Annotated in this window: 22 protein-coding genes and 1 pseudogene; 10 read left to right on the forward strand and 13 right to left on the reverse strand. The window is 68.4% G+C overall.

What is annotated here, in order from left to right; translation table 11 throughout:
- Positions 1 to 77: 77 nt before the first annotated feature.
- From OHA03_RS44505 to OHA03_RS44520, 4 genes are read right to left on the reverse strand one after another with little or no spacing between them, the layout of a single operon-like run.
- Positions 78 to 746, reverse strand: coding sequence for a response regulator transcription factor (locus OHA03_RS44505; RefSeq protein ID WP_267009575.1), 669 nt, complete (start codon positions 744 to 746; stop codon positions 78 to 80).
- Entirely contained in the window at positions 743 to 2,023 is a 1,281-nt protein-coding gene (locus tag OHA03_RS44510; protein ID WP_267009693.1) for a sensor histidine kinase, read from the reverse strand. Before OHA03_RS44510 ends, OHA03_RS44505 begins: the two co-directional genes overlap by 4 nt.
- 40 nt (positions 2,024 to 2,063) lie before the next feature.
- On the reverse strand, positions 2,064 to 2,903 hold the full coding sequence (locus OHA03_RS44515; protein ID WP_267009576.1) for an ABC transporter permease: 840 nt from the start codon (positions 2,901 to 2,903) through the stop codon (positions 2,064 to 2,066).
- Positions 2,900 to 3,847 carry an ATP-binding cassette domain-containing protein gene (locus OHA03_RS44520; protein WP_267009577.1) on the reverse strand — a complete coding sequence of 316 codons (948 nt, stop codon included), beginning with the start codon at positions 3,845 to 3,847 and terminating at the stop codon, positions 2,900 to 2,902. The genes OHA03_RS44515 and OHA03_RS44520 overlap by 4 nt, the downstream gene beginning before the upstream one ends.
- 198 nt (positions 3,848 to 4,045) lie before the next feature.
- Here OHA03_RS44520 and OHA03_RS44525 point away from each other — a divergent pair, with 198 nt between their 5' ends.
- The 4 genes from OHA03_RS44525 (at position 4,046) to OHA03_RS44540 (ending at position 12,758) form a co-directional block, all read left to right on the forward strand.
- Positions 4,046 to 4,837: a hypothetical protein gene (locus OHA03_RS44525; protein WP_267009578.1), complete on the forward strand. Its 792-nt coding sequence runs from the start codon at positions 4,046 to 4,048 to the stop codon at positions 4,835 to 4,837.
- Between the two features lie 1,188 nt (positions 4,838 to 6,025).
- Positions 6,026 to 8,791 carry a LuxR family transcriptional regulator gene (locus tag OHA03_RS44530; protein WP_267009579.1) on the forward strand — a complete coding sequence of 922 codons (2,766 nt, stop codon included), beginning with the start codon at positions 6,026 to 6,028 and terminating at the stop codon, positions 8,789 to 8,791.
- A 691-nt stretch (positions 8,792 to 9,482) separates the two neighbouring features.
- Positions 9,483 to 11,165, forward strand: coding sequence for an acetolactate synthase AlsS (alsS, locus tag OHA03_RS44535; protein WP_267009580.1), 1,683 nt, complete (start codon positions 9,483 to 9,485; stop codon positions 11,163 to 11,165).
- Positions 11,166 to 11,408: 243 nt separating this feature from the next.
- Positions 11,409 to 12,758, forward strand: coding sequence for a PP2C family protein-serine/threonine phosphatase (locus OHA03_RS44540; protein WP_267009581.1), 1,350 nt, complete (start codon positions 11,409 to 11,411; stop codon positions 12,756 to 12,758).
- 7 nt (positions 12,759 to 12,765) lie between these two features.
- Here OHA03_RS44540 and OHA03_RS44545 read toward each other — a convergent pair.
- The 4 genes and pseudogenes from OHA03_RS44545 to tnpA all read right to left on the reverse strand — a co-directional run.
- A pseudogene (locus tag OHA03_RS44545) lies at positions 12,766 to 12,870 on the reverse strand (IS5/IS1182 family transposase); the annotation flags it as partial.
- A 21-nt stretch (positions 12,871 to 12,891) separates the two neighbouring features.
- Positions 12,892 to 13,020 carry a hypothetical protein gene (locus OHA03_RS44550; RefSeq protein WP_267009582.1) on the reverse strand — a complete coding sequence of 43 codons (129 nt, stop codon included), beginning with the start codon at positions 13,018 to 13,020 and terminating at the stop codon, positions 12,892 to 12,894.
- A 25-nt stretch (positions 13,021 to 13,045) separates the two neighbouring features.
- Positions 13,046 to 13,909 (reverse strand): alpha/beta hydrolase, encoded by an 864-nt coding sequence (locus tag OHA03_RS44555; RefSeq protein WP_267009583.1) that lies wholly within the window; start codon positions 13,907 to 13,909, stop codon positions 13,046 to 13,048.
- Between the two features lie 383 nt (positions 13,910 to 14,292).
- Positions 14,293 to 14,721, reverse strand: a complete 429-nt coding sequence (gene tnpA / locus OHA03_RS44560; RefSeq protein WP_267007551.1) for an IS200/IS605 family transposase — start codon at positions 14,719 to 14,721, stop codon at positions 14,293 to 14,295.
- A gap of 60 nt (positions 14,722 to 14,781) precedes the next feature.
- Here tnpA and OHA03_RS44565 point away from each other — a divergent pair, with 60 nt between their 5' ends.
- The 3 genes from OHA03_RS44565 to OHA03_RS44575 all read left to right on the forward strand — a co-directional run bounded on the left by OHA03_RS44565 (position 14,782) and on the right by OHA03_RS44575 (position 18,234).
- The gene (locus OHA03_RS44565) at positions 14,782 to 15,996 is read left to right on the forward strand and encodes a transposase (protein WP_267009584.1); all 1,215 of its coding nucleotides are present in this window, start codon (positions 14,782 to 14,784) and stop codon (positions 15,994 to 15,996) included.
- A gap of 65 nt (positions 15,997 to 16,061) precedes the next feature.
- On the forward strand, positions 16,062 to 17,285 hold the full coding sequence (locus OHA03_RS44570) for an IS30 family transposase (RefSeq protein WP_267009585.1): 1,224 nt from the start codon (positions 16,062 to 16,064) through the stop codon (positions 17,283 to 17,285).
- A gap of 97 nt (positions 17,286 to 17,382) precedes the next feature.
- Complete coding sequence (locus tag OHA03_RS44575; RefSeq protein ID WP_267008335.1) at positions 17,383 to 18,234, forward strand: IS5 family transposase; 852 nt, start codon at positions 17,383 to 17,385, stop codon at positions 18,232 to 18,234.
- Positions 18,235 to 18,350: 116 nt separating this feature from the next.
- Here OHA03_RS44575 and OHA03_RS44580 read toward each other — a convergent pair whose 3' ends face one another.
- Positions 18,351 to 19,028, reverse strand: coding sequence for a GAP family protein (locus tag OHA03_RS44580; RefSeq protein WP_267009586.1), 678 nt, complete (start codon positions 19,026 to 19,028; stop codon positions 18,351 to 18,353).
- A gap of 778 nt (positions 19,029 to 19,806) precedes the next feature.
- Between OHA03_RS44580 and OHA03_RS44585 the strand changes: the two genes are divergently transcribed.
- The 3 genes from OHA03_RS44585 to OHA03_RS44595 all read left to right on the forward strand — a co-directional run bounded on the left by OHA03_RS44585 (position 19,807) and on the right by OHA03_RS44595 (position 23,099).
- Positions 19,807 to 20,397 (forward strand): hypothetical protein, encoded by a 591-nt coding sequence (locus OHA03_RS44585; RefSeq protein WP_267009587.1) that lies wholly within the window; start codon positions 19,807 to 19,809, stop codon positions 20,395 to 20,397.
- A gap of 117 nt (positions 20,398 to 20,514) precedes the next feature.
- Positions 20,515 to 21,867 (forward strand): Dyp-type peroxidase, encoded by a 1,353-nt coding sequence (locus tag OHA03_RS44590; protein WP_267009588.1) that lies wholly within the window; start codon positions 20,515 to 20,517, stop codon positions 21,865 to 21,867.
- A gap of 131 nt (positions 21,868 to 21,998) precedes the next feature.
- Complete coding sequence (locus tag OHA03_RS44595; protein ID WP_267009589.1) at positions 21,999 to 23,099, forward strand: hypothetical protein; 1,101 nt, start codon at positions 21,999 to 22,001, stop codon at positions 23,097 to 23,099.
- 108 nt (positions 23,100 to 23,207) lie between these two features.
- Here the strand turns inward: OHA03_RS44595 and OHA03_RS44600 are convergent, their stop codons facing one another.
- From OHA03_RS44600 to OHA03_RS44615, 4 genes are all read right to left on the reverse strand, one after another.
- Entirely contained in the window at positions 23,208 to 23,618 is a 411-nt protein-coding gene (locus tag OHA03_RS44600; RefSeq protein ID WP_323181410.1) for a transposase family protein, read from the reverse strand.
- The gene (locus OHA03_RS44605) at positions 23,600 to 23,983 is read right to left on the reverse strand and encodes a hypothetical protein (RefSeq protein ID WP_267009590.1); all 384 of its coding nucleotides are present in this window, start codon (positions 23,981 to 23,983) and stop codon (positions 23,600 to 23,602) included. The genes OHA03_RS44600 and OHA03_RS44605 overlap by 19 nt, the downstream gene beginning before the upstream one ends.
- Before the next feature lie 151 nt (positions 23,984 to 24,134).
- A complete protein-coding gene (locus tag OHA03_RS44610) occupies positions 24,135 to 25,001 on the reverse strand; it encodes an LLM class flavin-dependent oxidoreductase (RefSeq protein ID WP_267009591.1) in 867 nt (288 codons plus the stop codon).
- 40 nt (positions 25,002 to 25,041) lie between these two features.
- Positions 25,042 to 25,497, reverse strand: a complete 456-nt coding sequence (locus OHA03_RS44615) for a hypothetical protein (protein ID WP_267009592.1) — start codon at positions 25,495 to 25,497, stop codon at positions 25,042 to 25,044.
- Positions 25,498 to 25,533 lie beyond the last annotated feature (36 nt).

Raw genomic sequence — 25,533 nt, forward strand, 5'->3', positions numbered from 1 at the left:
CGGGGAGATCCCGCCACGACGGCCACGGTGCCGCTCCGCGATGCCTCGGAGCCGGCGGTCCGGCCTTCGCCGTCCGCTTACCCCGTACCGGGGCCGGCGAGCCCGAGGTCATAAGCGAGGATCACGGCCTGGATGCGATCGCGGGCACCGATCTTGGCCAGGACGCGGCCCACGTGTGTCTTGACGGTGGACTCGGACACCACGAAGCGGGTGGCAATCTCACCGTTGGTCCACCCCTTGCCGATGGCGACGAGGATCTCGCGCTCGCGTTCGGTGAGTGCATCCAGTCTCGGGTCCTCCTCGGAATCGCTCCGGCGAGCGGGCACGTGCTGGGCGTACTCGTCCAGGAGTCGGCGGGTGAGAGCCGGCGCGATGACGGCGTCGCCGACGGCGACGGCGCGGATGCCGGCGAGGAGTTCCTCGGGGCGCGCATCCTTGAGGAGGAAGCCGCTGGCTCCGGCCCGGAGGGCGGCGTGGACGTATTCGTCGAGGTCGAAAGTGGTCAGCACGAGAACGCGGGAGCGGCCGCCGGCGGCGGTGATCCGGCGGGTGGCCTCGATGCCGTCCATACCTGGCATGCGTACGTCCATGAGGACGACGTCGGGACGCAGCTCGGCGGTCTTACGGACGGCCTCGGCGCCGTGCGCGGCCTCACCGACCACCTCCGTCTCGGAGATGGAGTCGAGCAGCACCCGAAAACCGTAGCGCTGGAGCGGCTGGTCGTCCACGATGAGCACTGTGGTCACCTGGCACCGGCCCGGGGCGTCATGTCGAGGGTGGCCTCCACCGCCCATCCCCCACCGGTCGCGGGTCCGGCGCTGACGTTCCCTCCGTAGAGCGCCACTCGTTCTCGCATGCCCACCAGTCCGTGTCCTTCCTCGTTCCGTGATCCGGGGCGTTCCGCCGGGCCGTCGTCCCGGACCCGGATGACCAGCCGGACATCCTTGACGACCACCGACAGTTTCACCCGCGTGCCGGCCCCGGCGTGCTTCAGGCTGTTCGTGAGGGCTTCCTGAACGATGCGGTAGACCGTCAACTGCATCCCGCCGTCCAAGGCACCCAGGTCGCCGGCGGTCCGGTAGACGATGTCCAGGCCGGCGGTGCGCACACCGTCGCACAGCGCCTCGATGTCCATGAGATCGGGCTGCGGACTCAGTTCAGGCGTGACGGGAGGGCCGTCCGACGCCTCCCGCAGCACGCCGAGCACGCGCCGCAGTTCACCGAGAGCAGTCCGGCCTGTGTCGCCGATGAGCTGCAGGGCCTCTTTGCCACGTTCGGGAGCCGCATCCGTGGCATACACACCGGCGTCAGCGAGGGTGATCATGATGGCCAGGTTGTGGCCGACGATGTCGTGCATCTCGCGGGCGACCCGCGTCCGCTCGGTGGCGGTCGCGAGCCTGCTGCGCTGGTCACGTTCGATCTCCAGGCGGGCCGCGCGTTCCCGCAGCCCCGCCAGCTGGGCCCGGCGGGTCCGTACCATCAGACCGAGTGCCAGGGCCGCGGTCGCGGTGCTCAGCAGGAAGAACAGCGCGTCCCAGACGGACACCGCCGCCGACGCGCGTACCGCGACCAGCACCATCCCCGCCGCCATGGTCCCGCAGGCCCACGGCAACTGCCGCGGCCGCCCGTGCAGGGCGAGGCTGTACAGAGCGATGAACAGGGCAACGTCCGCGCGCAGCGCGGCGCCCAGCGACCACTGGAGGGCGAACACCGCCGCGATGGTGCCGAAGGCCGCCATGGGCCTGCGCCGACGCCACAGCAGCGGCAGCACCAGACCGGCCTGCAGGGCCAGCGTGACCGCCGGGGGAAGCAAGGTGAAGGCGAGTCGGAACCGGCGTGGACCATCGCCGTCCCCGGCACCGCCGTGCAACAGGTCCGGCAGGCAGAACATGAGGAAGACCAGCATCACCACCGTGGTGTCCAGTACCCATGAATGTGCCCGGTCCGCCTGCCGCAGCCGCTGGCCGCCCCGGGAGAGACGGGCGACCAGCGGCCCCATCCCGCTGGCTTCGTCGGCGGACATGGGTGTCGTCAAGGAGGTCACCTGCCCATGGTGCATGCGATCAGACGTCGCTGCGCACGAGCCGGTATGCCGCCCCCGCCAGGGCGAGTGCCGTCCAGGCGAGGAAGACCAGCAGCCCGGCCGTGGGCGACAGCGTGGTGGTGTCGTGCGTCAGGGCGAACATCGACTCGCCCGCGTTGCTCGGCAGGTAGGGACTGATGTCGTCCTGCCAGGAGCTGGGGAGCAGCGACACGAGCCCCGGGATCAGCATCAAGGCGGCGACCAGCACCGAGATGCCGCCGGCCACCGACCGCAGCAGCGCGCCCAGGGCGGTGCCGATCACGCCGACCAGGCCGAGGTAGAGCGCGGCGCCCAGCAGGCTTCGCAGGACTCCCGCGTCCGTCAGGCCCATCGCGGCGGGGGTGCCGGAGACGATGCCGCTGCCGAACAGGAAGGCGACGAACGCGCCGAGCGTGCCGACCGCCAGCGTGACCAGCCCGAACACGGCCGCCTTGGACCACAGCACCGGCAGCCGGCGCGGTACGGCCGCCAGCGTCGAGCGGATCATGCCGGTGGAATACTCCCCCGCCGTGACCAGCACGCCGAGCACGCCCAGGGCGAGCTGGGCGAAGTTGGTGCCGAAGAGAGACAGGCTCACGGCCGTGGCGTCAGCGAAGTCCCGGTCCAGGTGACCGGAGCCGATGCCGGACTTGTAGCGGCTCGCGGCGATCAGCCCGAAGGCGACGAGGAAGAGCAGTCCGAGGCTCAGAGTGATCCACGTCGAGCGCAGCGACCACAGCTTGGCCCACTCGGAGGACAGCACGCGCCGTCCGGTCACCCGGTAGGCGGGGCGGGCGGGGCCGGGCGAGGGTGCCTCGACGGTCGCGGTGAGGGTGCTCATGCCGCCCTCCCGTCGGCCGCGAGGAGGTCGATGCCGGTCGTGGAGCCGTGGTACTCCACGGCATCCTTGGTCAGGTTCATGAACGCCTCCTCCAACGACACCGTCCGCGCACTCAGTTCGAACAGCGCGATTCCGTGCTCGGCCGCCTTCAGGCCGATCTCGCGGGCGGTCAGCCCGGTCACCTGAAGTTCCTCGGAGCCGGCGCGGCCCGTGGCGTCGACACCGGGACCGGCCAGTACGTCCCGCAGCCTCGCCGGGTCCTGCGTGGCCACCTTCACCATGTCGCCGCCCGCCTCGCGGACGAGGTCCCGCACGGTCGTGTCGGCCAGCAGCCGGCCACGACCCACGATGATGAGATGGTCTGCCACCAGGGCCATCTCGCTCATCAGATGGGACGACACGAACACGGTCCGGCCCTCCTCAGCGAGCGCCTTCAGCAGGTTGCGGATCCAGAGCACGCCTTCCGGGTCCAGCCCGTTGACCGGCTCGTCCAGCATCACGGTCTGCGGATCGCCGAGGAGTGCCGCCGCGATGCCGAGCCGCTGGCCCATCCCGAGGGAGAAGGCGCCTGCCCGCTTCTTCGCCACACTCCCCAGCCCCGCGAGGTCGATGACCTCGTCGACCCGGCAACGGGGAATCCCATGCGTCAGTGCGAGCGCCATCAGGTGATTGTGGGCCGAGCGGCCCGGGTGAATCGATTTCGCCTCCAGAAGGGCCCCGACCTCCTGAAGCGGTGCCTCGTGCCGGGCGTAGTGGCGGCCGTTGACCTTGACGGAGCCGCTCGACGGAGCATCGAGCCCGATGATCATCCGCATGGTCGTCGACTTCCCGGCTCCGTTGGGCCCCAGGAAACCGGTCACCATGCCCGGCCTGACGGCGAAGTCCAGCCCGTCGACGGCAGTCTTCTCGCCGTACCTCTTGGTCAGCTGCTGTGCGTCGATCATTCGTGTTTCTTCCTGTCGGAGACCGGCGCCAGTCCTTCGCCCCTGACGCCTCACCAACCACGCTAGGGACCAAAACGCCCCGATTCGGTGGTACCGGGGGCTGATCCGCGCCCATCGCGTCGTACCCCGGTACTACGTGCCGCCGCTCCGGCGCGCTGTTCAGGTTGTGTTCAGGCACGGCGTGCCAACGTGCGGATCATGACCACAGAGCACGTCCTCGACGACCAGCCCCTCGTCCCCGTACGCCGGATGGCGAACAAGGTGCCAGAGGTGACCGTCTACTTCTGGATCGTCAAGGTGCTGACCACCGGCATGGGCGAGACGGCGTCGGACCTCCTGGCCCGCCTGCTCGGTCCGGTTCCGGCAGTCACTCTCGGCGGCCTCGCCCTGATGGCCGCCCTCGCCGTGCAGTTCGCTCTCCGTCAGTACGTCGCCTGGGCCTACTGGACCGCCGTCGTCATGGTCAGCGTGTTCGGCACCATGGCAGCCGACGTCCTGCACGTCGGCCTCGGCGTACCGTACGCCGTGTCGGCGCCGGCCTTCCTTGCCGTACTGGCCGCGGTCTTCGTCCTCTGGTACGCGAGCGAACGGACCCTGTCCATCCACAGCATCCGCACCCGCCGCCGCGAGACGTTCTACTGGGCGGCCGTCCTCGCCACATTCGCCCTCGGCACCGCCGCGGGCGACCTCACCGCCACCGTCGGGTTCGGCTACCTGGGCTCGGTCGCCCTTTTCGCGGCCGCCATCTGCGAGCCCGCACTGACCCACCGCTTCGGCGCCCTGAACGCGGTGCCCGCCTTCTGGACCGCGTACGTCATCACCCGTCCCCTCGGCGCCTCCCTCGCCGACTGGATGGCACTCGGGCACGCCCGCGGTGGACTCGGCCTCGGATTGGCACCGGTCACCCTCGCGTGGACGGCCGCGATCATCGGATTCGTCGGCTACCTGGCCGTGTCACAGCGCAACACACGCGCCCATCACGCAGCCTGAGGGTCAGAACGCGCCACGGTGCGGGCTGGCCACCACCCGCGGATCAGCCGAGACCGAGCATCGGCGGCAATTTCAGAGCCGAACGGCCGTTGACGTGGACGCGGCGCGCAGCCTCACGCCCGGATGCGAATCAACGAAGGGCCGAATCCCGACCTCCTTGGTGACTTTCAGGAACGGCCGGAATCGGTTCGAGGCCATAGGAGACTGCCGCGATACCTCTTCTCCACAGGAGGAGGGGCAGGTTTCCTTATCCTTCGTCTGATCCCATTTCGGGACCGGCCATCGGTCACGTTCCTGGCTGCCCCGTGGGCAAGCCTGTCGCCGGTCCTGTGGGCACGCTTTCGCCAGCTGGGGGCAAGCCTGTAAGTACCGGCTTGCCCGGCGTCTGTAAAGAGAGTGTGGCGGTGTCGGTTCCGGCCTCTGACGTCGCTGCCGACGGCGGTAGCGTCCGAGCATGGCGATTGCCCTGGATCCGGTCCTGCCTGAGAAGTCTCTGCCACGTCCCGAGATCACCTATATAGGGTGCGCGCAGTGCGGGACGGAGATCGCGGGTCTCGATGGCCGGTACGAGTGCGCGGGTTGCGGCTGAGTCAATGACTGGTCCGCGGGCTACAGTACGCTCCCCGAGATCGGGCGCCCGGCGTGAACCGTCCTTCCGCAGCGGAGCTCTGCCGGTCTGGAGCCGGGGTGGGAAACGTGGCTGCCAACTGCCCGTGACACGGGAAGCTAGGCCGACGAATCCGTGCTTTCGTCCCGCCCCACGTGAGCCCTCAGTTTAGGCAGTTGACCAGTGCTTTTTCGGTGCTGTGCTGGGTTGCATGATGACGTTCAAGCAGGTCAGGAAGGGCTCCGCGTACAAGTATTACGGGCGATCGGTGATGGCCGTCGGCCGCGGGGGAGGGGCCTGGAGCAGGCGCAGGAGGAGACGTGTGTCCCGCCGGGAGTGTGGATGGGCCGGGGGCTGCCCGCGGTCGGTCTGGTGGCCGGGGCGCGGGTCACCGAGTGGCAGATACGGAACCTGTTCGGCGAAGCCACCCGGACGCGGACCGCATCGTTGCCGACCGTCTTGCCGCCGGCGACAGTCCCGCAGCGTCCACGCGCGCGTCCCGGCTCGACTACTGGCTGCGTTCGACAGGATAAGCCCAGGTCGGAGAGGTGCGGACTGGACGCCGCAGCTAGATTGGAAACATGGTGTTGCCGGGGCGTCCCGCGGTTTTCCTGGGTCGGCGTGCTGAATGTGCGCTGTTCGACCGCTGGCAGGATGCCGTCAAGGCCGGTCGAGGTGGCGCTCTTGTGGTCCTCGGTGAGCCTGGTATTGGCAAGTCCGCGCTGCTAGACCACATGGCTTCGACTGCGGTCGGCTTCCGCGTGGTGCGGGCCGCCGGTGTGGAAGCGGAGGCGGAGCTGCCCTTCGGGGTGTTGCACCAGGTCTGTGCGCCGTTCCTAGCCACACTGGAGCACCTGCCCGGACCGCAGCAGGACACCCTGGCTGCGGCATTCGGGCTGCGGACAGGAGCGGCGCCCGACCGCTTCATGCTGGGCCTGGCCGTACTGGGCTTGTTGTCCGAGGCGGCGGCCCGCCAACCGCTGATCTGTGTGATCGACGATGCCCAGTGGCTCGATCTGGGTTCGGCCCAGGCGTTGACGTTTGTGGCGCACCGCGTCGGTGCGGAGCCCCTCGGCCTCGTGTTCGCCACTGCCGGTGGTGGTCTGGGCGGGTTGCAGGAGGTAGTGCTGACCGGGCTCGGCCCTGGCGACGCCCGTGCCTTGCTGCACTCGGCTCTGCACGTGCCGTTGGACGAGGAAGTCGTGGACCGGATCGCGGCGGAGGCCCGCGGCAATCCGCTGGCCCTGCTCGAGCTGCCCCGGACCATGACGGCTGCCGGGTTCGTGGGCGGTTTCGGTCCGACGGACACCGCAGCCGTGCCGGGGCGCATCGAGGACAGTTTCCGTAGCAGGGTCCTCAGGCTTCCGCCGGCCACCCGGATGCTGCTCCTGGTGGCCGCGGCGGAGCCGACCGGCGACTCCGCGCTGCTGTGGCGCGCGGCCGCCCGTCTGGGAATCGGGGTCTCGGCCGCGACGGCGGCCGAGGCCGACGGGCTGCTGTCCATCGGCACGCAGGTGGTCTTCCGCCATCCCCTGGTGCGGTCGGCTGTCTATCAGGCGATGCCGCCCTCGCAGCGGCGGGCCGCGCACCGGGCTCTGGCCGATGTCACCGGTCCCTCGGAACCGGACCGGCGAGCCTGGCACCGCGCGCAGGCTGCCGTCGGCTTCGACGAGGAAGCCGCAGCGGAGCTCGAGGGGTCGGCTCACCGGGCGCTGGCACGCGGCGGTATCGCTGCCGCCGCGGCATTCCTGGAGCGGTCGGTCGTGCTCACTGCCGACCCCACCGCCAGGGCAGAGCGGGCGCTGCGTGCGGCACGCGCCAAACAGCAGGCCGGCGCGTACGACAGCGCTCTGGACCTCCTTGCCCTGGCTGACCGGGGGCCCGAGAACGAGCTGCGGGCCGCCAACAGTGAGTTGCTGCGAGGGCAGATCGCATTTGCCCGCAGTTTCGGTGGCGGAGCCGCCCCCGTGCTGCTGCGCGCGGCCCGCCGTTTCGAGTCCATCGACGTCTCCCGTGCCAGGGATGTCTACTTGCAGGCCCTGACCGCAGCGATGCTCGCCGGCCGGCTGGGCGACGAGTGCCGGATTGCGGAGGTTGCCCATAGTGCTCGCAGGGTGACTGCGGTGTCCGTGCCACGCGCCTCCGACCTCTTGCTGGACGGGCTGACGCTCCTGATCGTCGAAGGCCGCGACGCCGCAGTTCCGGTGTTGCGCAGGGCGGTGTCGGCGTTCACCACAGAGGAATTGGCCCCTGAGGAGGAACTGTACTGGCTGTGGCTGGCCAGCCACGGCGCCGGGCTGTTGTGGGACGACGAGGCATGGCGACTCCTGGCCACGCGGCTGCTGCGATCCTGCGAGGAACGAGGAGCACTCAGCATTCTCCCGGTTGCCGCAGCCACACGTGCGGCACTGCACCTGCTGGGCGGGGAACTCCTGCAGGCCGCGTCGTTGGCCGAGGCGGCCGCCGACGTCACTTTCATGACCGGAGCCGGCCCGGTCCCCTACGCGGAGGTGGGGCTCGCCGTCTTCCGAGGCCGGGATGATGAGGCCGCTGCCGCGATCCGCACCGCGACCCGGAACGCGATGGCGCGGGGCGAAGGCATGGCGCTGACCTACCTGCAATGGGCCACCGCCGTGCTCCACAACGGTGCATGCCGGTACGATCAGGCGCTGGAATCCGCCCGCCAGGCCGGAGCCGACTCCAGCGTCCAGCGGATCCGCAACTGGGCGCTGGCTGAGCTCATCGAGGCGGCTGTACGTACGGGACACCAGGACCTGGCCGACGAGGCGTTGAGGGAGCTGTGCCAGACGACCAGACCCTGCTCCAGCCACTGGGCCGCAGGCGTCGAGGCACACTGCCGGGCTCTGCTTGCCGTTGGCGCGGACGCTGAGGACCTGTACCGCACGGCTTTGGGACGGCTTGAGTGCACCGGCCTGCGCGCCGCGGTGGCCCGTGTCCATCTTCTGTACGGGGAGTGGCTGCGGCGCGAGCGCCGCCACCTTGAGGCACGAGACCAACTGCGGCAGGCATACGAGATGTTCGTACGGTTTGGCATGGACGGTTTCGCCGAACGGGCCCGCAGCGAACTGTCTGCGGCCGGCGAGCCCACCCACAAGCGTCGGTCTCGGTTCGGTGAGCAGCTCACTCCCCAGGAAAGACGTGTTGCGATGCTGGCGGCCGAGGGAGCTACCAACCCCGAGATCGCGTCGCGATTGTTCATCAGCGCCAGTACGGTCGACTACCACCTGCGCAAAGTCTTCCGCAAGCTCAAGGTCACCACGCGTACTCAGCTTGCCCGGCTGCTGCAAGATGGCCAGCCGATCCCCGGAGAAACAGATCGGCCCTGATGCCGCAACCCGGGCACAACTACGCATTCACGTGATGCCCTCGGGTGGGGGCGTGTGCCTACCGTTATCAGTGAAGCGGCACCGGCGCGGACTGGCGGCACACCGTCGGCCGTGCCTCGCGCGAGACACCGCGGAAAGCGAGCGGACCGCCATGATCACGCCTCTAGGACCACACCTGATTCTCCCGTGTCCTGCTACGAGGCATTCCACCAGTGGGCATGCCTCCTGCTTGCCCGCGACCCGCCCAGGCAGCACCATCGTCCTGAAGCGCCTCCAGGGGTGCACCCGGCCTCCACGATCGCCACACTGCTCGACCGCATGCGGCGGCGAGGTGGCGATCCGTAAGCTCCCGTGGCACGGCGGCGACTTGGGCTCGGGCGCCTTCAACCGCCTCGACAGCGCGATGCTCGTCCTCGACGACCTCCCTGGACTGGCTGCTCACGAGCGGCACCAGGGACATCGCCATCCACCCCGAGCTGCACATGGCCTGCCACCGACCGCCCAGTTCCTCGCACCAGAGCAGGACCGACACGGGCACGCAGACCCCGCCGGGCGGAGGGCGGGCGACGGCCCGGCCTCGGCCGAGCGCCGACCGGACCCGCACTGACCGGCCCGGCGACGGCACCACACCCCACGCAGCAACTGCCACCACCGTTGGGCAAACCCAACGATCAAGAAAGGCGGTGGGTACATGCCCACCCCACCTGTCGGCGCGACCCAGCGCATGGTCGAGACCCTCTCGCAGTACGGCGTGCCGTACGTCTTCGGTGTCCCCGGAGCCACGAGCGACGCCGTTCACGATGCCCTGGCAGTCGGAGGCCCCGAACTTGTGATGTGCCGCCACGAACAGAACGCTGCCGTGATGGCCGCCGCTGTCGGGCTGCTGACCGGCACCCCCGGAGCGGTCCTGGTCACCTCAGGAGTCGGCACCACCAATCTGATGACCGCTCTGCTCACGGCGACGACTGATCAGCACCCCATGATTGCTGTCTGCGGGGCCGGGACCCGCCGGGACCGGTTCAAGCGAACCCAGCGGTCGATGGACGCCATCGCCGCACTGAGACTGGTCACCACTTACACCTGCGAAGTCCACGACCCCGACAACGTCCCCGAAGCCATCGCCAACGCCCTGCGTGCGGCGGTCACCCCGCCCCGCGGTGCGGCCGCGGTGGTGATTCCGGCCGACGTCGCAGGCGCGCTCACCGCCGCAACCATCGTCCAGCCGCACAGGCACCCCTCTCCCGGCCCCGCTCCCGCCGAATACATCCACCGTGCCGCACAGATCATCCGCGCCGCACAGCAGCCCGTCCTGCTGGTCGGGCTGCGTGGTGCAGATCCCGAGGCCTGCGCCGCGCTGCGCGAACTGATCCGTGTCACAGGCCTGCCCGTGGTGGAGACCTCCCAGGCGGCGGGCATCGTCCCGCGCACACTGGAGGAGCAGTACGCCGGCCGGATCGGCCTTTTCCGCAACCAGCCTGGGGACGGCGTGGTGACACACGCCGACGTCCTGATTACCGTCGGCTACGACCCCGTGGAGTACGACCCGGGCCTGTGGAACAGCGACCCGGCCCGCACGATCGTCCACATCGATGCACTGCCCGCCGAGATCGGCAGCCACTACCAGCCCACTCTGGAACTGCGGGGCGATGTGGCCGCGACGGTCGGTGAGCTGTCAGGGGAGTTGTCCGGGCTGCCGATCAACGACCGGACCCGAGCTGCCCTGGCCGAACAACGCGTCGCTCTGGCCTGTATCGAAGAGGAAGCCAGGTCGGTCCCGGCCACCGCTGCCGGCCTCAATCCCGCCGCGGTGATCCTGAAGATCGCTGAGAACGTGGAGGACGACGCCACCGTGGTGTCCGACACAGGCTCGCACATCTACATGGCCCGACACTTCCGCGGACACCAGCCGCGGCGCATCCTGCTCCCCAACGGCCTGCAGACACCGGGAGTCGCCCTGCCACGGGCGATGACCGCCGCGCTGCTGCGACCGGGGACGCAGGTGGTGTCAGTCTCCGGGGACGGCGGGTTTCTGTCCAGCGCACCCGAAATGGAGACCGCCACCCGTCTGGGCCTCCACACCACGCACGTGATCATGCGGGACAACGCCTACGACATGGTGGCCTTCCAGGAGCATCGCAAACACGGCAGGGCCTCCGGTGTCCGGTCGGGCGACTACGACATCACCCTGTACGCCAGCGCGTTCGGCGCCAGAGGAATCCGGACCGAGACCATGGACGCCTTCGAGACCGAACTGCGCAGATCTCTCGACCCGGGCCGACTCTGCGACCCCGGTATCACGGTCATCGACGTCCCGGTCGACTACGCACACAACACAGAACTCTTCGCGCAACTCCACGACAGCAATCTGAGATGACGGGCCGACGACCGCGGCTCCGGCGCAGCCCCCCTCCAACTGGTCTCGTCGGTCGACCCGGCCCACGGTGCCCGATCAGCCGCGGTGAGGCGACGCGAATGACATGACGCCGACCGAGGCTGCCCACCGGCCCCACAGGACACCTGTCATGCCAGCCGGACCAGCCCCATGTCGTACGTGGCAGGAGGTTCTCATGACGACGCAGACGACGCAGACGCACATTGTGACAAGCAGGAGGTTCTCATGACGACGCAGACGCACATCGTGACAAGCACGGGCCGCGTGACTGCCGCGGGACTTGCCGTCAGCTTCTCGGCGGTACGGCTACGACCGCTCATCGCGGTCGTGGTCGCCTCGGCCGTCCTGCTCGGCGTCACCCTGGAGGGCGTGATCGTCCCCGCGGACGTCCACCTCGTAGTGCTGCTGGTGGTGGTGCCGGCTCTCACCGCTGCGGCAGACAACACGCGTACCACCGTCAGTATGACCGCCCTGGCCTGTCTCGGCGTGGTTGCGGTCGACGTCGACGACGGTCTGCCCAGCTCACCGATCCTCCCGATCGACGTCCTGGGCCTGCTGGTCGTCTGCGTCCTGGTCCTCGTGTTCCGGCGCCTGCGGGACGTGGACCATCGAACGCTTCATGCGGTGCGCTCCGTTTCGGAGACAGCGCAAAGGGCGCTGCTGCCCCCGTTGCCCTGTCGTGTGGCAGGTCTGGAAATCGCCACTGCCTATCGCTCGGCCGCCGCCCACGCACACATCGGCGGAGACGTGTACGCCGCCGAACGTGTCGACCGCACGGTCCGAATGTTGATCGGTGACGTGCGGGGCAACGGCTTGGCGGCAGTCGACGACGCCGCAGCCGTCATCGGTGCGTTCCGCGAAGCCGCGCACCGCGACGTGCAACTGGAGCATGTCGCCCTGTCCCTGGACGCCAGCGTGCGCCGCCGTGTCGACCAGGCCGGCCAGACGGACAGCAACGCCTCGGAGCGGTTCATCACCGCTCTCGTCCTGGAGATACCCGACGACCTCGACGTCGTCCACGTGACCAGCTGTGGCCACCCCGACTTGATGCGCTCTCATGGCACAGACGTGGACCTCCTCGAAGTGCCACAGCCGGCACCACCGCTCGGCCTGGGCGGCGACCAGGCGGCCTATCAGGTCAACACCTTCGGATTCGAGCCGGAGGACACGCTGCTCCTGCACACCGACGGCCTCCTCGAGACCCGCGACCCGGCGGGCGTCTTCTACCCGGCGCTGGACCGTTTCGCGCTCCTCGCCGAGGACGAGCCGCACCACCTGATCGAGCGCCTCATGAGCGACCTGACCGTCCATGCAGGCGGGGAGGTCCAGGACGACGTCGCCATGGTCGCGGTGCGCCGCCGGGCCGCACCGTCCACGGCGGGTGCCGACGAGGACGGCCACCACGCGAGTCCCGACCCTCAAACACTTCCGCGGGATTTCGACCAGGTACGACAAGACCGCCACCTCCTACGAAGCAACGGTCAGCCTGGCGTCGTTCGTGCTCTGGGCAAGATCCGTTCGAAGGGTGGATCTTGGTGGTCAGGCCTCCTCGGGATCGACGATTCGTCCTGCTGATGGTGCCCCCATTTCGGCCGGTGGCGGCGGCGTGCTGGTGTGCGCGGACCACAGGGGAGTCGATCTGGACCAGCCAATCGACGTCACCGGCCGCATCGGCCTGGGCCTGGACTTGGAGGTGGGGTGGGACCACTCACGTATCGCCACGAGGAAGACGGAACTCGTCCAAGGAGCCGGCGGTGACGTCGTCGGTGTCGTCGGGCAGTGCGGTCACAGGGAAGACGATCCTCTCTGCGACCGCGACCTGCAGACTGTCAGCCACCCGCGCTGCCCCAAACCGCGCTACGTCATTTCACCGCCGCGATCGCCGACTGAATGACCTTGCTCACGGCAGCCGGATCGGACACCAGGGTCAGATGCGAACCGCCTGGGTAGACAGTCACCTTCGCCCCCGCGCGACGCGCCATCTTCTTCTCCGACTCCGGTGTGATGATCTGGTCCCCGCTGCTGATGAAGTACCAGGAAGGGATCGTCTTCCATGCCGCAGCCTTGGAGGGGGTGTTGAAGGCCACTGTGCTGGCAGCCCGCTGGGTGGCCCACAGGTTGATCGCCTGGTCACGTGGCACGCTGCTGGCAAACTTCGTGACGAATACGTCCTTCTTGAGATAGAGGTTGGACGCCTTGGCGGGGGCGTCCGCGTACGACACGACGTCGTACAGCTTGGACGGCGGCCCCGACAGCGCGGACGTCGAGCCGCTGAGCTGCCCCGTCGTCTCCCCGACCGCCGGAGCGGCCGCGTCGACGTATACGAGTGCCTTTACGTTACTCACTCCTGCCGCGGCGTTCGTGATCACCGACCCACCATAGGAGTGCCCCACCAGCACGATTGGCCCCGAGATGCTCTTGAGGAAGTCTTTGACCGTGCGCGCGTCGGTCGTCAGGTTCTGCAACGGGTTCCCGATGGCACGCACTGTATAGCCCGCGCGGCGCAGGATGTCGACCTCGCCGTTCCAGCTCGACGTGCCCGCCCAGGCCCCGTGCACCAACACCACTGTGGGCTTCGCCTGCGCATTGTCCGCTGCTTTGGCAGCCGGATGCCTGACTGTCGTGGCGCCGTCAGGAGGGGACGCCGCAGTCATGGTTGCAACAGTGACCGTGGCCACCGCCAGAGTCATTGGGATCAACCGCCGCCGTGTAGTGGACGCCTTCATCAGGAGCCTCCTTGCTACAGCTTCACCGGGGAACGCGTCCTCAAAAGGGTGAAGGGCCAGCGCACAAATCGGAAGCGAACCGCGCTTCAGCCAACGACACGTCCCGAACCGTTCTCCCGACGTTAGCGCCAGGCCGCTGCATCGGCACCCGGGGCGCCACGGTGCCCATCCTGTCGGCGCAGATCCGCCATGGTCACAGCGCCAGCGAAGGCTGCCCCCGCCCGACCGGCGTGCCTCAGGAACCCGTAATGCGAGGCGTGGCTGGTCACTTTCCATCCCCTGATCTTCGCAGGGAATCCCGGCCTTCAGGCCGGCCGGGGAATGCGATCCTGGGCCCGAAGCCGCGCAGTGCCGGAGTTCCCTGCGAGGACTGGCGCGAAGCGCTAGACCGGGCGCTTCTGGTTCTCGATGTACTCCTTGACGATGCTCAATGGTGCGCCACCGCAGGAGCCCGCGAAGTATGAGGGCGACCAGAGGACGGACCCCGTGCCGATCCGGTTGATCCGGCCGGTGTACTCGGCGCGCAGATACCGGGAGCTGACGCCCTTGAGACTGTTCACCAGCTTGGAAAGGGCAACCTTCGGTGGGTAGTGCACGAGCAGGTGGACGTGGTCGCCCTCCCCGTTGAACTCGCGAAGCTCGGCCTCGAAGGATTGGCACACGTCCCGCATGATCGCTTCGCAGCGCGTCAGCATCTCGTCATCGAAGACGCCACGGCGGTACTTGGTGATAAACACCAAGTGAACGTGCAGGTTGTAGATGACATGGTTTCCTCGACGGATGTCGGGATCCGGCTCCCAGCGCGGTGACATCCACCAAGTCTGACACATGGTAAGGTGATCTCCGAACCCGACTGAAAAAGGGGTGGGCTGATGATCCGTGCGTACAAGTTCCTCATGAGGCCCACCGTGGGCCAGGCCCAAGCCCTCGGCGAGATGCTGCGGGATCACTGCTCGCTCTACAACGGAGCCTTGCAGGAGCGCCGTGACGCCTACCGGCACGTCTCGAAGACCTCGATCAAGTACGGGATGCAGTCCGCTCAGCTCAAGGACATTCGTGCTTTCGATCCCGATCGTCAGGGCCGCTGGTCGTTCTCCAGTCAGCAGGCCACCCTGCGGCGTCTCGACAAGGCATTCCAGGCGTTCTTCCGGCGGATCAAGTCCGGTGACGCCCCCGGCCACCCGAGGTTCCGGGGCGCCAACTGGTTCGACACGGTTGAGTTTCCGAGGGACGGGGACGGCTGCTGTTGGGATTCCACTCCGCATGATCCGGTTACCCGCGTCCGGCTCCAGGGCGTCGGGCACGTCAAGGTCAACCAGCACCGAGCCGTGATCGGTAAGGTCAAGACGATCTCAGTGAAGCGTGAGGGCCGGAAGTGGTTCGTCGTGCTCACCGCCGAGCAGGACCGGCCCGAGCCGCTTCCCGCGACCTGCAGCGTCGTCGGTATCGACTTGGGCATAGCCAACTTCCTCGCCGACTCGGGCGGCGGCTTCGTCCAGAATCCCCGCCACGGCCGGTGTGCTGCTGACAAGCTCGAAGCCGCCCAGCGGGCGCTGTGCCGGTTCCCTCGTGTCCGCCGGGACAAGCGCACGCGCAACCATCAGCGCGCGGTGGAGAAGGTCGCCAGCCTGCACGGCAAGGTCCGCCGCCAACGGCTCGACCACGCGCACAAGACCGCGCTCGGCCTGGTCCGTGAGCACGACTTCATCGCGCACGAAGACCTCAAGATCCGCAACATGAGCAAGACTCCCGCGCCGAAGCCGGACCCCGACCAGGCCGGCGTGTTCCTGTCCAACGGGGCCGCGGCCAAGGCCGGGCTGAACCGCTCGATAGCTGACGCCGGTTGGGGGGTGTTCCTGACGATCCTGACGAGCAAGGCTGAGAGCGCCGGCCGGGAGGTGATCGCTGTGGACCCCCGCAACACCTCCAGGCGGTGCCCCGCATGCGGGCTCACCGCGAAGGAGAACCGGCCCACCCAGGAGAAGTTCCACTGCGTAGGCTGCGGCCACCTCGCGCACGCTGACACGGTGGGAGCCATCAACGTTCTACGGGCCGGGCTGGCCCGTCGCGAGGCCAAACCGGCTTAGCGAGAAGCCCCGTCATTTATCTTCCGTTCTAGTGGTCGTCGCAACACCCCAGCTCAAGGGGTGCGATGACGTTCGAGATCCGGAAGGATCGGAAGCCACAGGGGCGCCGGATCCTGGTCCGTGAGCGGGAGGAATACTTCCGACTTATGGACCAGGGGGTGAGTAGCGCGGAAGCGTGCCGGATTGTCGGCATCGGCCGGCGGACCGGTATGAGGTGGCGTAACGGCTGGCGGCCGTCGGGCCGGCACAAGGGAAGCCCGCCCGTGACACGTCCGGGGACGCTTGAGGGCCCCTCGCGTTACTTGCGTGAGGCCGACCGGATCCACATAGCAGACCGGTTGCGTGAGAAGGCCTCGATCCGCACGATCGCCGCGGAGCTGGGCCGCAGCCCGTCCACGATCAGCCGGGAGATCCACCGAAACCGCACTCCCGGCAGAGGCGGCCGATGGCACTACCGGCCCCACGCCGCCCAGTCCCGTGCCGATGCCCGCAGGCCCCGGCCGAAGCCCGGGAAGATCGGTCAGAGCCCTGAGCTGCGAGAATTCATCCAGCAACATCTGAGCAGGCGCTGGAGCCCCGAGCAGATCGTCCAACAGCTCCGCCGGAACTTCCCCGACCGCCCGGAGATGCATGTGGTGCACGAGACGATCTACCAAGCCCTCTACGTCCAGGGCCGCGGAGAACTCCGCCGCGAACTGGCCAAAGCCCTGCGGACCGGACGGGTTATGCGCCGGCCGCACCGCCAGTCCTACAAGCGTCAGCCCCGCATGGCCAAAGACATGGTGATGATCAGCGAGCGCCCGGCCGAGGCCGCCGACCGGGCTGTCCCCGGCCACTGGGAAGGCGACCTCATCATCGGCAAGGCCCACAAGTCCGCAATCGGCACACTCGTCGAGCGCTCCAGCCGCTTCGTCGCCCTCGTCCACCTGCCCGACGGCCGCCAGCCCGCCCATATGCGCGACGCACTCATCCAGACAGTCTCCACCCTCCCCGCTCAGCTCAGACGGTCTCTCACCTGGGACCAGGGTTCCGAGATGCACCTGCACAGTGAGTTCAGCACCGCCACGGACATGCCGGTCTTCTTCTGCGATCCCGGCAGTCCCTGGCAGCGCGGGTCGAACGAGAACACGAACGGCTTGCTCCGGCAGTACTTCCCCAAGGGCACCGACCTGGCCCGCTACGGACGAGAAGAGCTGGACGCCGTGGCCGCCGAACTCAACAGCCGCCCACGCAAAACGCTCGACTGGGAAACCCCAGCCGAGCGCCTCACTAAGACCGACCGGCAGTAGGTGGCGGAGCACGGTTGCGATGAGGGGTGGCAGCAGAACGGGCACAGGCCCGCGTGATCATGGAGTTCTCTACGCTCTGTGACCGCGAAGGACGACTGTGCCCGCGCTGCCATCATGCCTGCTTGAACCCGCCTGGGACCAGTTCAGGGCCCTGCTGCCCGATCGGGCCGAGTTTGACCCCGACCATCCGCTCGGCTGCCATCGACGGCGTATACCGGACCGCGTCGTCTTCGACCACGTCGTCCAAGCGCTGATCCACGGCTCCGGATACGAGCGCATCTCCTCGCCCGGATGCTCCGACCGCACGATCCGACGCCGCGTCAAGCTGTGGGCTCAGATGGGGATCTCGCAAGCGCTGCACCGGATCGCCCTGGAGGCGTACGACCGCATGATCGGCCTCGACCTCGATGAAATCTCGGTCGACGGCTGCATCACCAAGGCGCCGTGCGGCGGAGAGAAAGCGGGGCGCTCGCCCGTCGACCGGGGCAAGCAGGGACTGAAGCGCTCGGTCGCCTCCGACGCGTGCGGGGTTCCACTCGGGATCGTGTCCGCCGGGGCGAACCGGCACGACTCGCCGCTGCTCGGCCCCACCCTGGCAGCGGCCAAAGAGCAGGCCGGTGCGATGCCGGAGGCCGTCAACGTTAACCTCGACCGCGGGTACGACAGCACCAAGTCACGTGTGTTGATCGGCGAGTTGGGATTCTCGGCCGAGATCGCCCGCAAGGGCGTGCCCGCCCCGATCCAGGCCGGCAAGCGCTGGGTGGTGGAGCGCACGCACTCGTGGATGAACGACTACGGCAAGCTGCGGCGCTGCACCGAGAGGAGCGGCGATGTCGTGGACTTCTACCTCTACCTCGCCGCCGCACTCGTCACGCTCCGCATGCTCATTCGACGCTCGACGAGCCGCTACCGCTGGGACGGCCGCCCCACCACCCGACGCCTCAAGTGATCCATTTGCCGGTGGGTCTAAGCTCCTGGCAACAGCCAGTTGATCACCTGTGTTGCAACGACCCCTGGAATTCGCCTATGGCGGGGAGGAGTCACACGTGGGTACGCCCGTCTTCTTCAGGAGGTGAGGATGCCGATGCCGTCACCGAGCAGTTTCAACCCGAGAACGAAGAACAGAACCGCCATCACGGCGACGTTGTGCTGCGCGGCCCAGTCTTTCCAGTTGCCGAGCGTGGTCTTCGCTCGCTCTCCCCCGAGCAGGAATACTCCCAGTGGGGTCAGCAGGCCGAGGGTGGCGACCAGGACGAAGATTGCCAGCGATGCGATCTGCTCCCCGACCGGCAGTCCGGCTGAGCCAATGGCGGCTCCCGCGGCGATGGTCAGCGGGGCGTTCTTGGCGTTGAGCGCGGCCAGGGCCAGTCCGAGTCCGAAGACCTTGACCGGCGTGAGGCGGTCGATCGCGCTCATCCATTTCGGCAGCTGGGCTTGCGAGGGATCCTTCGGGCGTCGATTCCATTGCCGGGCGCCGAAGAGGACGAGGAACACGCCCAGAGCGAGCTTGAGAGCTCCCACCCAGGTGGCCGGCTGATTTTGGGCGGAGGCACCTGTGGGGGAGGCGATCGCGAGCATCACCGCGCCCAGTGCCGAGAGTCCCAGGATCCAGCCGACGGTGAAGAGGAGTCCGTTGAGACGTCCCCGAGGCGTCGCCAGTATGAGGATGATGGCGATGATCGGGAGCGGGCTGATCGCGACACCGGCCGCAAGACCCAGCACGTCACCGAGGACTTTGCCCATGATTGCCTCCAGGTGGGGGGCGGAGCGGCTGTCGAGTTGAGCGACGTCTTACGTGTGTGGGTGACCCGACCGCCTGAACGCGGAGCCGTGGGGCTGTCGTGGACGCGTCGGGACGTGTGAAGAGGGGCACGAAACCGGGTCCGCAGCCTCTCCGGAAGCGGTCCATGGGGACGGTGATCCTCAGCGGTCGGCACCGTCCGGCAGTTCGGCCGGATGTTCCGGACTGCTGAGCGTCTCGTCGTCCCATCCGGGTCACGGGGCAGACGAAGCGGCACCGGGGGTACGTGGTCGGCTACGTGGCCGTCCTCCTCGGCCAAGCGGAAAGCAGTTGCCCCGAGAACGTGACGACGACGAACCCGACAGGCCCATGTTCCATGTTCCTGCGCTCTTACGAATCTGTCCTCGGGAGCTTCTCGGAGTTCCGAGGGCCATAGCCTGCTCGTTGCCCCCGGTGGTGCCCGCATCGCGCTCGGCAGCAAGCCGGCATTCGAGAATGCTCTCTTTCTCGGCACTGTGAGGGGCGGGGCACGCCTCGCGATTTGGCGGGTGCGGACCTTAGCCGCCCCGGTGTCGGGGAATGCCGGCGAATGGTGAACTGATCAGGCCGGACCTCGTGGTGCCACAGTCTCTCGATAATCCGCCCCGGGTAGCCGCATCACCCTGGGCCGGGGATGCGAGGCGGCTCGCATGCGATCAGGATGAAGAGGTGAGGGCGATGGCGCCCCATGTTCGGGTGCTTGGCGACCTTCACACCGATCCGTGGCAGGAGAATCTCACGATGACTGCGACGACAGGTGCAGCCCAGTCAGCTCACCCTGAGCGCCCGAGCAGGTCGGACGGGGTCTGCAGCGAGTTCACCGTCTTCACCAAGATCAAGCCGGGCCATGCGGATGCGCTGCGTGAGGATCTCGCCACGCTCTCCGACGCTGCGGGTGACGAGAGGGTCCATGCGGCGGTGCGCCAGATCGGCACCCTGCACGATGCACGGCACGTGATCTTCGACAACGACACCCGGTTCATGTTCGCCAGCGTTTTCGACGGCTCCTGGGACACCTACATCGACGACTTCGCCCAGACGGTAGTCGGGGCCCGCTTCGACAAGGTCTTCTCGCACAGCGAAGGGTTCCCCGGCGTCACCGATCCAGGAGCGAAGGACTGGTTCGTCGCCCACCAGGAGCCCGCGGGGGTCTTCGTCAGCGCCTATCCCGACCTGACCGTTCAGCAGATCTATAAGGACCAGCGAGTGGACGACGCGTTCCAGGAGGTGCTGGACACCCCCGAGTTCCGGGCGGCGCTGGACAACCCGGCCAACGCCGAGTTGCTGGCCACGCCTGCCTTCCAGAAGCTGCTAGAGGAGGCCTCGGCCTAGACCCCGGACACGGCCGATCCTCAGAGTCGACCCACCACCGGTGGACCGCGTCGGCTGGTGCGAGTTGGCCCTTGCAGGGCTGCCCAGGCAGAGACCGATGTGGAGGCACAAGCGAGCATGAACACGGCGGACAGCAGCAGCGCGGCCGGGTTGCGCGTCGAGATCGACGACGTCCAGAGCGGGGCCCTGCGGCCGAGGCCCGTGCCGTACGAGGGGAAGTTCATCTTCCTGCGCGTGGACGACCGCCACGCCGGACGCGCTCTGCTGCGGCGCCTGCTCCCGTTGACCGCGAGTGGTCTGCCCGGCGGGGACCGGAGCCAGGATGCCTGGGTCGCTGTGGCGTTCACCTACCAGGGACTGAGCGCCCTGGGGGTACCCCAGGAGTCGCTGGACAGCTTTCCGCAGGCGTTTCGTGAGGGCATGGCCGCCCGGGCGGAGCTGATCGGTGACGTGGGCGAGAGCGCCCCGGCCCACTGGGAGGCACCGTTCGGAACCGGTGATGTCCACATCGCGCTGAGCGCCCTCTCGCCCGATGCGGCGCAGCTGCGCAGGGAGCTGGAGCGGGCCCGTATCGCCTACGAGGACACACCCGGTGTCCAGGTGATCTGGCAACAGGACGTCCACCAGCTCCCGACCGGGCGCACCACCTTCGGCTTCCGCGACGGCATCAGCCATCCGAACATCGAGGGCGTCGGACTGCCCGGCTCCAACCCCCAGGAAGCCCCCATCAAAGCCGGCGAGTTCATCCTCGGCTACCCCGACGAAACCGGCAGCCTGCCGCCCATGCCCAGCCCCGATGTGCTGGGGCGCAACGGGACCTACGCGGCCGTTCGCAAGGTCCAAACCAACGTGGCGGCATGGCGGCAGTACCTGCGCGCGAACAGCTCGAGCGCCGAGGAGGAGGCACTCCTGGCGGCGAAGATGGTCGGGCGCTGGCCCAGCGGGGCACCGCTGACGCTGACGCCGGAGCACGATGATCCGGAGCTGGCGGCCGATCCGCACCGCGTGAACAATTTCCTGTACCGGGAGACCGACGACCGTGGGTATCGGTGCCCCGCCGGTGCGCACATCCGGCGTATCAACCCCCGTGATGCCACCATCATCGGCGACGCACGGATGCACCGCCTCATCCGCCGCGGCACCACCTACGGCCCGCCTCTGCCCGAAGGCGTGCTGGAGGACGACGGCGCCGACCGGGGCCTGGTCGGCGTCTTCCTCGGAGCCCATCTGGAACGGCAGTTCGAGTTCATCAAGGCCGAGTGGGTGAACGACGGCAACTTCATCGGCTACCCCGGCGAGAAGGACCCGGTAGCCGGGCACCACGACGGAACCGGCAGCGCCACCATCCCCGAGAAGCCGGTCCGGCGTCGCCTGCAGAATCTGCCCAGCTTCGTGGTCACCCGCGGCGGCGAGTACTGCTTCCTGCCGGGTCTGCGCGCCCTGCGCTGGCTCGCCGAACTGGAGGACTGACTGCATTTCCCCAGCCCCTGAGGTCCGCTCACGCTCTCCGAGGAGAGGTCGAAGTCATGGCAGCACAGTTCGTCCGCTACACGCCGGACGTCGAAGCCGACGAGCCGCACTTCGACCGCAACGTGCAGACGGTGATCGAGAAGACCGAGAGCTACATCGCCGAGTCGGTCGAGGCCGGTGGCACCGGCCGGGCCCTGCGCGACGCGCACGCCAAGGGCTACGGGCTGGTCCGAGGGCAGGTGGAGATCCTGGACGGGCTGCCCCCCGAATACGCCCAAGGAATCTACGCGACCCCGGGAACCCACGATGCGCTCATCCGCTTCTCCAACGGCTCGCCTCACGCCGGAGCCGACGCGCGACTGGGCGGCGCCACCGGGCTGGCGCTGAAGATCTTCGACATCCCCGGCCCGACCCTGCTGGAAGACGAACCGGAGACGGGCACATTCGACTACGCCAACATCAACGCACCGATCTTCTTCTGCAACACGGTCGAGCACTACCTCTTCATCCAGGATTTGTTCCTGAACGCGCCGGCCTACTTCTCCCAGGGCCGACCCGGCGCGCATCGTTTCTTCACCGATTTCGTGACCGGAAAGGGAACGCTGGACCAGGACAACTGGGCATGGGACGAGTTCCTGGCCTTCCTGCGCGTGTCAAAGACGCCTCCGGCAAACGTGCTGCTGTCGAGCTACTGGACGATGGGCGCGGTCCGGCACGGGGACTACATCGCCAAGGTGCGCATCACCCCCGAACCGTCCTCCGCCGCCGCGGTGGTCCGGCGCACCCTCGACCCGGCCGGCCTCGGCAGCGGAGGTCTTCCGGCCGGCCCTGCAAGCCGAACTGCAGGAGCGGCCCTACGCCTTCGACATCCAGGTCCAACTCTGCACCGACCTGGAGCGCATGCCGGTGGAGGACACCACCTTGGAGTGGCCCGAGCAGCTCTCGCCGCCCGTCACCGTGGCCAAGCTGCGGCTGCCGCAGCAGGACATCTCCGGCCCGGAAAACTTGGAGAAGATGGACGCGCTGTCCTTCACGCCTTGGCGGGTCACCGCCGAGCATGCCCCCCTGGGCAACATCATGCGGGCCCGCAAGGAGGTCTACCGGCGATCCTCCATCGAGCGCCACAAGCTCAACCAACAGCCGCGCACAGAGCCCCGCAGCGCCGACGAGGTACTCGGCCCGGCCCAATGAAGTCGACTGATGTGACGGCAAGCAGCGATCACAATCCCTGAAGCTTCGCCAACTTCGAACGTGCTGGTCGGAGGGGCTGGTGTGGTGCTTCTGTGGGATGCTCACGCTGATCGCGGGCGACAGTCTGCGCTCTTGATCATCTGACACGGTCAGCGGGTGACTTCGAGGTCGGTCAGGACGAGCAGTGCTCGCAGGAGGGCGGTGGCGCGGGCCGGGTCGGTGCGCAGCTTGGTGAGGATGCGCCACGCTTTGAGGTTTGCGAAGCCGTGTTCGACGGGGGCGCGGGCGGCGGCCAGGACGCGGTTGGCCTTCTTCTGGCCGGGGGTGAGCTTTCTCGCCCGGGTGGCCTTGTAGCCGGTGACGATGACCAGGTCGTCGGGGTCGTCAGGCTTGTCCACGCCGAGGAAGCCGAGGTCGGCCAGGGCGCCGAGGCCGGCGGCCTTGAGGTGTTCGACGATCTTGTCGCGGCGGGCGGCGGTGGCGTCGTGGGTGCGCCCCGGCCGGCAGGCGGAGATCCAGATCAGTCTGCCGTTCTCGTCGGTCAGGGCGAGGAAGTGCAGCCGTGGCGGTGGTGCTTGCCCGAGTAGTAGGGCCGGTCGCCTTTCCCGGTGCGGCGCACCGTGGGGATCAAGGTGCCGTCGATCAGCACCACCTCACCGCCCCGCCGGGCTATCTTGCGCAGGACGCGGTCCAGCCGTTCGGCCTTCGCGGCGAGCAGACCGATCATCTCATCGCGCCAGCGGCGCAGCGTGGACTCCGCGACGTTGTTGCCGCCGGCCAGATCCAGCAGGCGCTGGTCGTGCCGCAGCATCGCCAGCACGAGCACCGCGATCCGGCCCGGCGGCAGGATCCGAAACGGGGAGCGGATCGCCTTCAGACGAGTCCGTAGCAGGTCGGCGAGGTGGACAACAGTGCTCGTGGACACGGGCAGGCGGCACTGATACACAAGGGAGACGGCGTCCCCGGCGCGTTCTTTGTTATTGCTCACACGATCTCAACGACCGCCGGGGGCCCCGCAGTTACGTTCCACAACCGGCCATCCTCACCCGGGCCGGAGGGCCCGCGGCGCTGGTTGCCTAATTGAGTACCGGCGGCCCCGCCTCGATGCGCCGCAGCACCGGAGCCAGGCAGTCCACATCGGGGCCGGGATCGAGTTGCCGTTCGTCCCACCAGGTGGCACCCGCGTCGCGCAGCGGGCCGATCACATCCCTGGCCTTGGCAGCGTCCGCCGGAGTGGCGCCGCCGACGACGAGGTCGAAGGGGCGCTGGGCGTGGCCTTCTCGATGACCGCGCACATAGGTGATCAACTCCCGCACGTCCTCGGGGTCCGGCGGGTATCCATGCAGGGCGTTCTTGAACAGAGGCACCGCGCCGTCCCACCGCGCGGCCCGTCGCATGGGCGGACGGTTCGGCCAGAATCCTCGGATCCACACCGGCGGCCGGGGCCGCTGCACGGTGGCGGGCTGCAGGCTCACGTTCCGCGCCTGGTAGTGCCGACCGTGATGGTCGACGGCCTCGCCCGTCCAGAACCGCCCCAACAACTCCAGCCCTTCGTCCAGCCGCTCGGCGAGCACACGTCGATCGGTGGAGTCGCCGAAGCTGCCGTATTCGTCCTCGACCGGCCCACCCAGCCCCGCGGCGAAGACGACCCTGCCTCCGCTGAGGTTGTCCAGGGTGGCCACCTGCCGCGCGAGCTGCTGCGGCCGATAACGAGCCACCGGAGTGAGCAGCGTCCCCACCCGGATCCGTGACGTCGCGAGCACGGCCGCGGTCAGCAGCATCCACGCGTCCCCGAAGGGCCGCCCCGGGTACCCCCGGTAATGGACGTGGTCCCAGACGAAGAGCCCGTCCCACCCGGACTCCTCGGCTGCCGCCGCGACGGTTGCCACGTTTCGGGGGTCGGCGAAGTCGCCGAAGTTCGGGATATTGATCGAGAAACGCATCCGGGCATCGTGGGCTATCCCCACCTGCCCAGGCAACGGATTATTGAAGGCGCACGGAGTACCGGCCGTCTGACTGTTTGCGCAGCCAGCCCCGCTCGGCGAGCCGGGTCAGCTTCCCCCGCAGCGGCTCCAGTTTGCCCCGCACCCCGGTGTCCAGGCCCAACGTCTCGCCGACGGCCCGGGTCGCCACCGGTGCCCCGGCCTGGCGGACCGCGGCCAGGATGCGCTGGTACTCCGGCAGCACGGCCTCGTCCACGCCGCCCTCACGGTGCGGGACCAGCAACACCGCACGTCCCGCCACCTGCACCGCGGCCGGTGCGGCTGCCACCCGCTCGCCGGCGAACCGTTCGGCCATGCGCCGCCAGACCCGCTCGGCGACGGCGAGTTCGTCCCGCTCGTCCCGCACCTGATCAAGCTGCTTGACCAGCTGTTCTTCGAGTTCGTCCAGTTCCGCGCGGCGCGCGGCGATCCGTTCCGCGATCTCGGACTCCACCATGAAACGGAGAGTAAGTGGCGCCGAGGCCGCGGCACG

The sequence above is a fragment of the Streptomyces sp. NBC_00154 genome, from assembly GCF_026342835.1.
Taxonomy (GTDB): domain Bacteria; phylum Actinomycetota; class Actinomycetes; order Streptomycetales; family Streptomycetaceae; genus Streptomyces.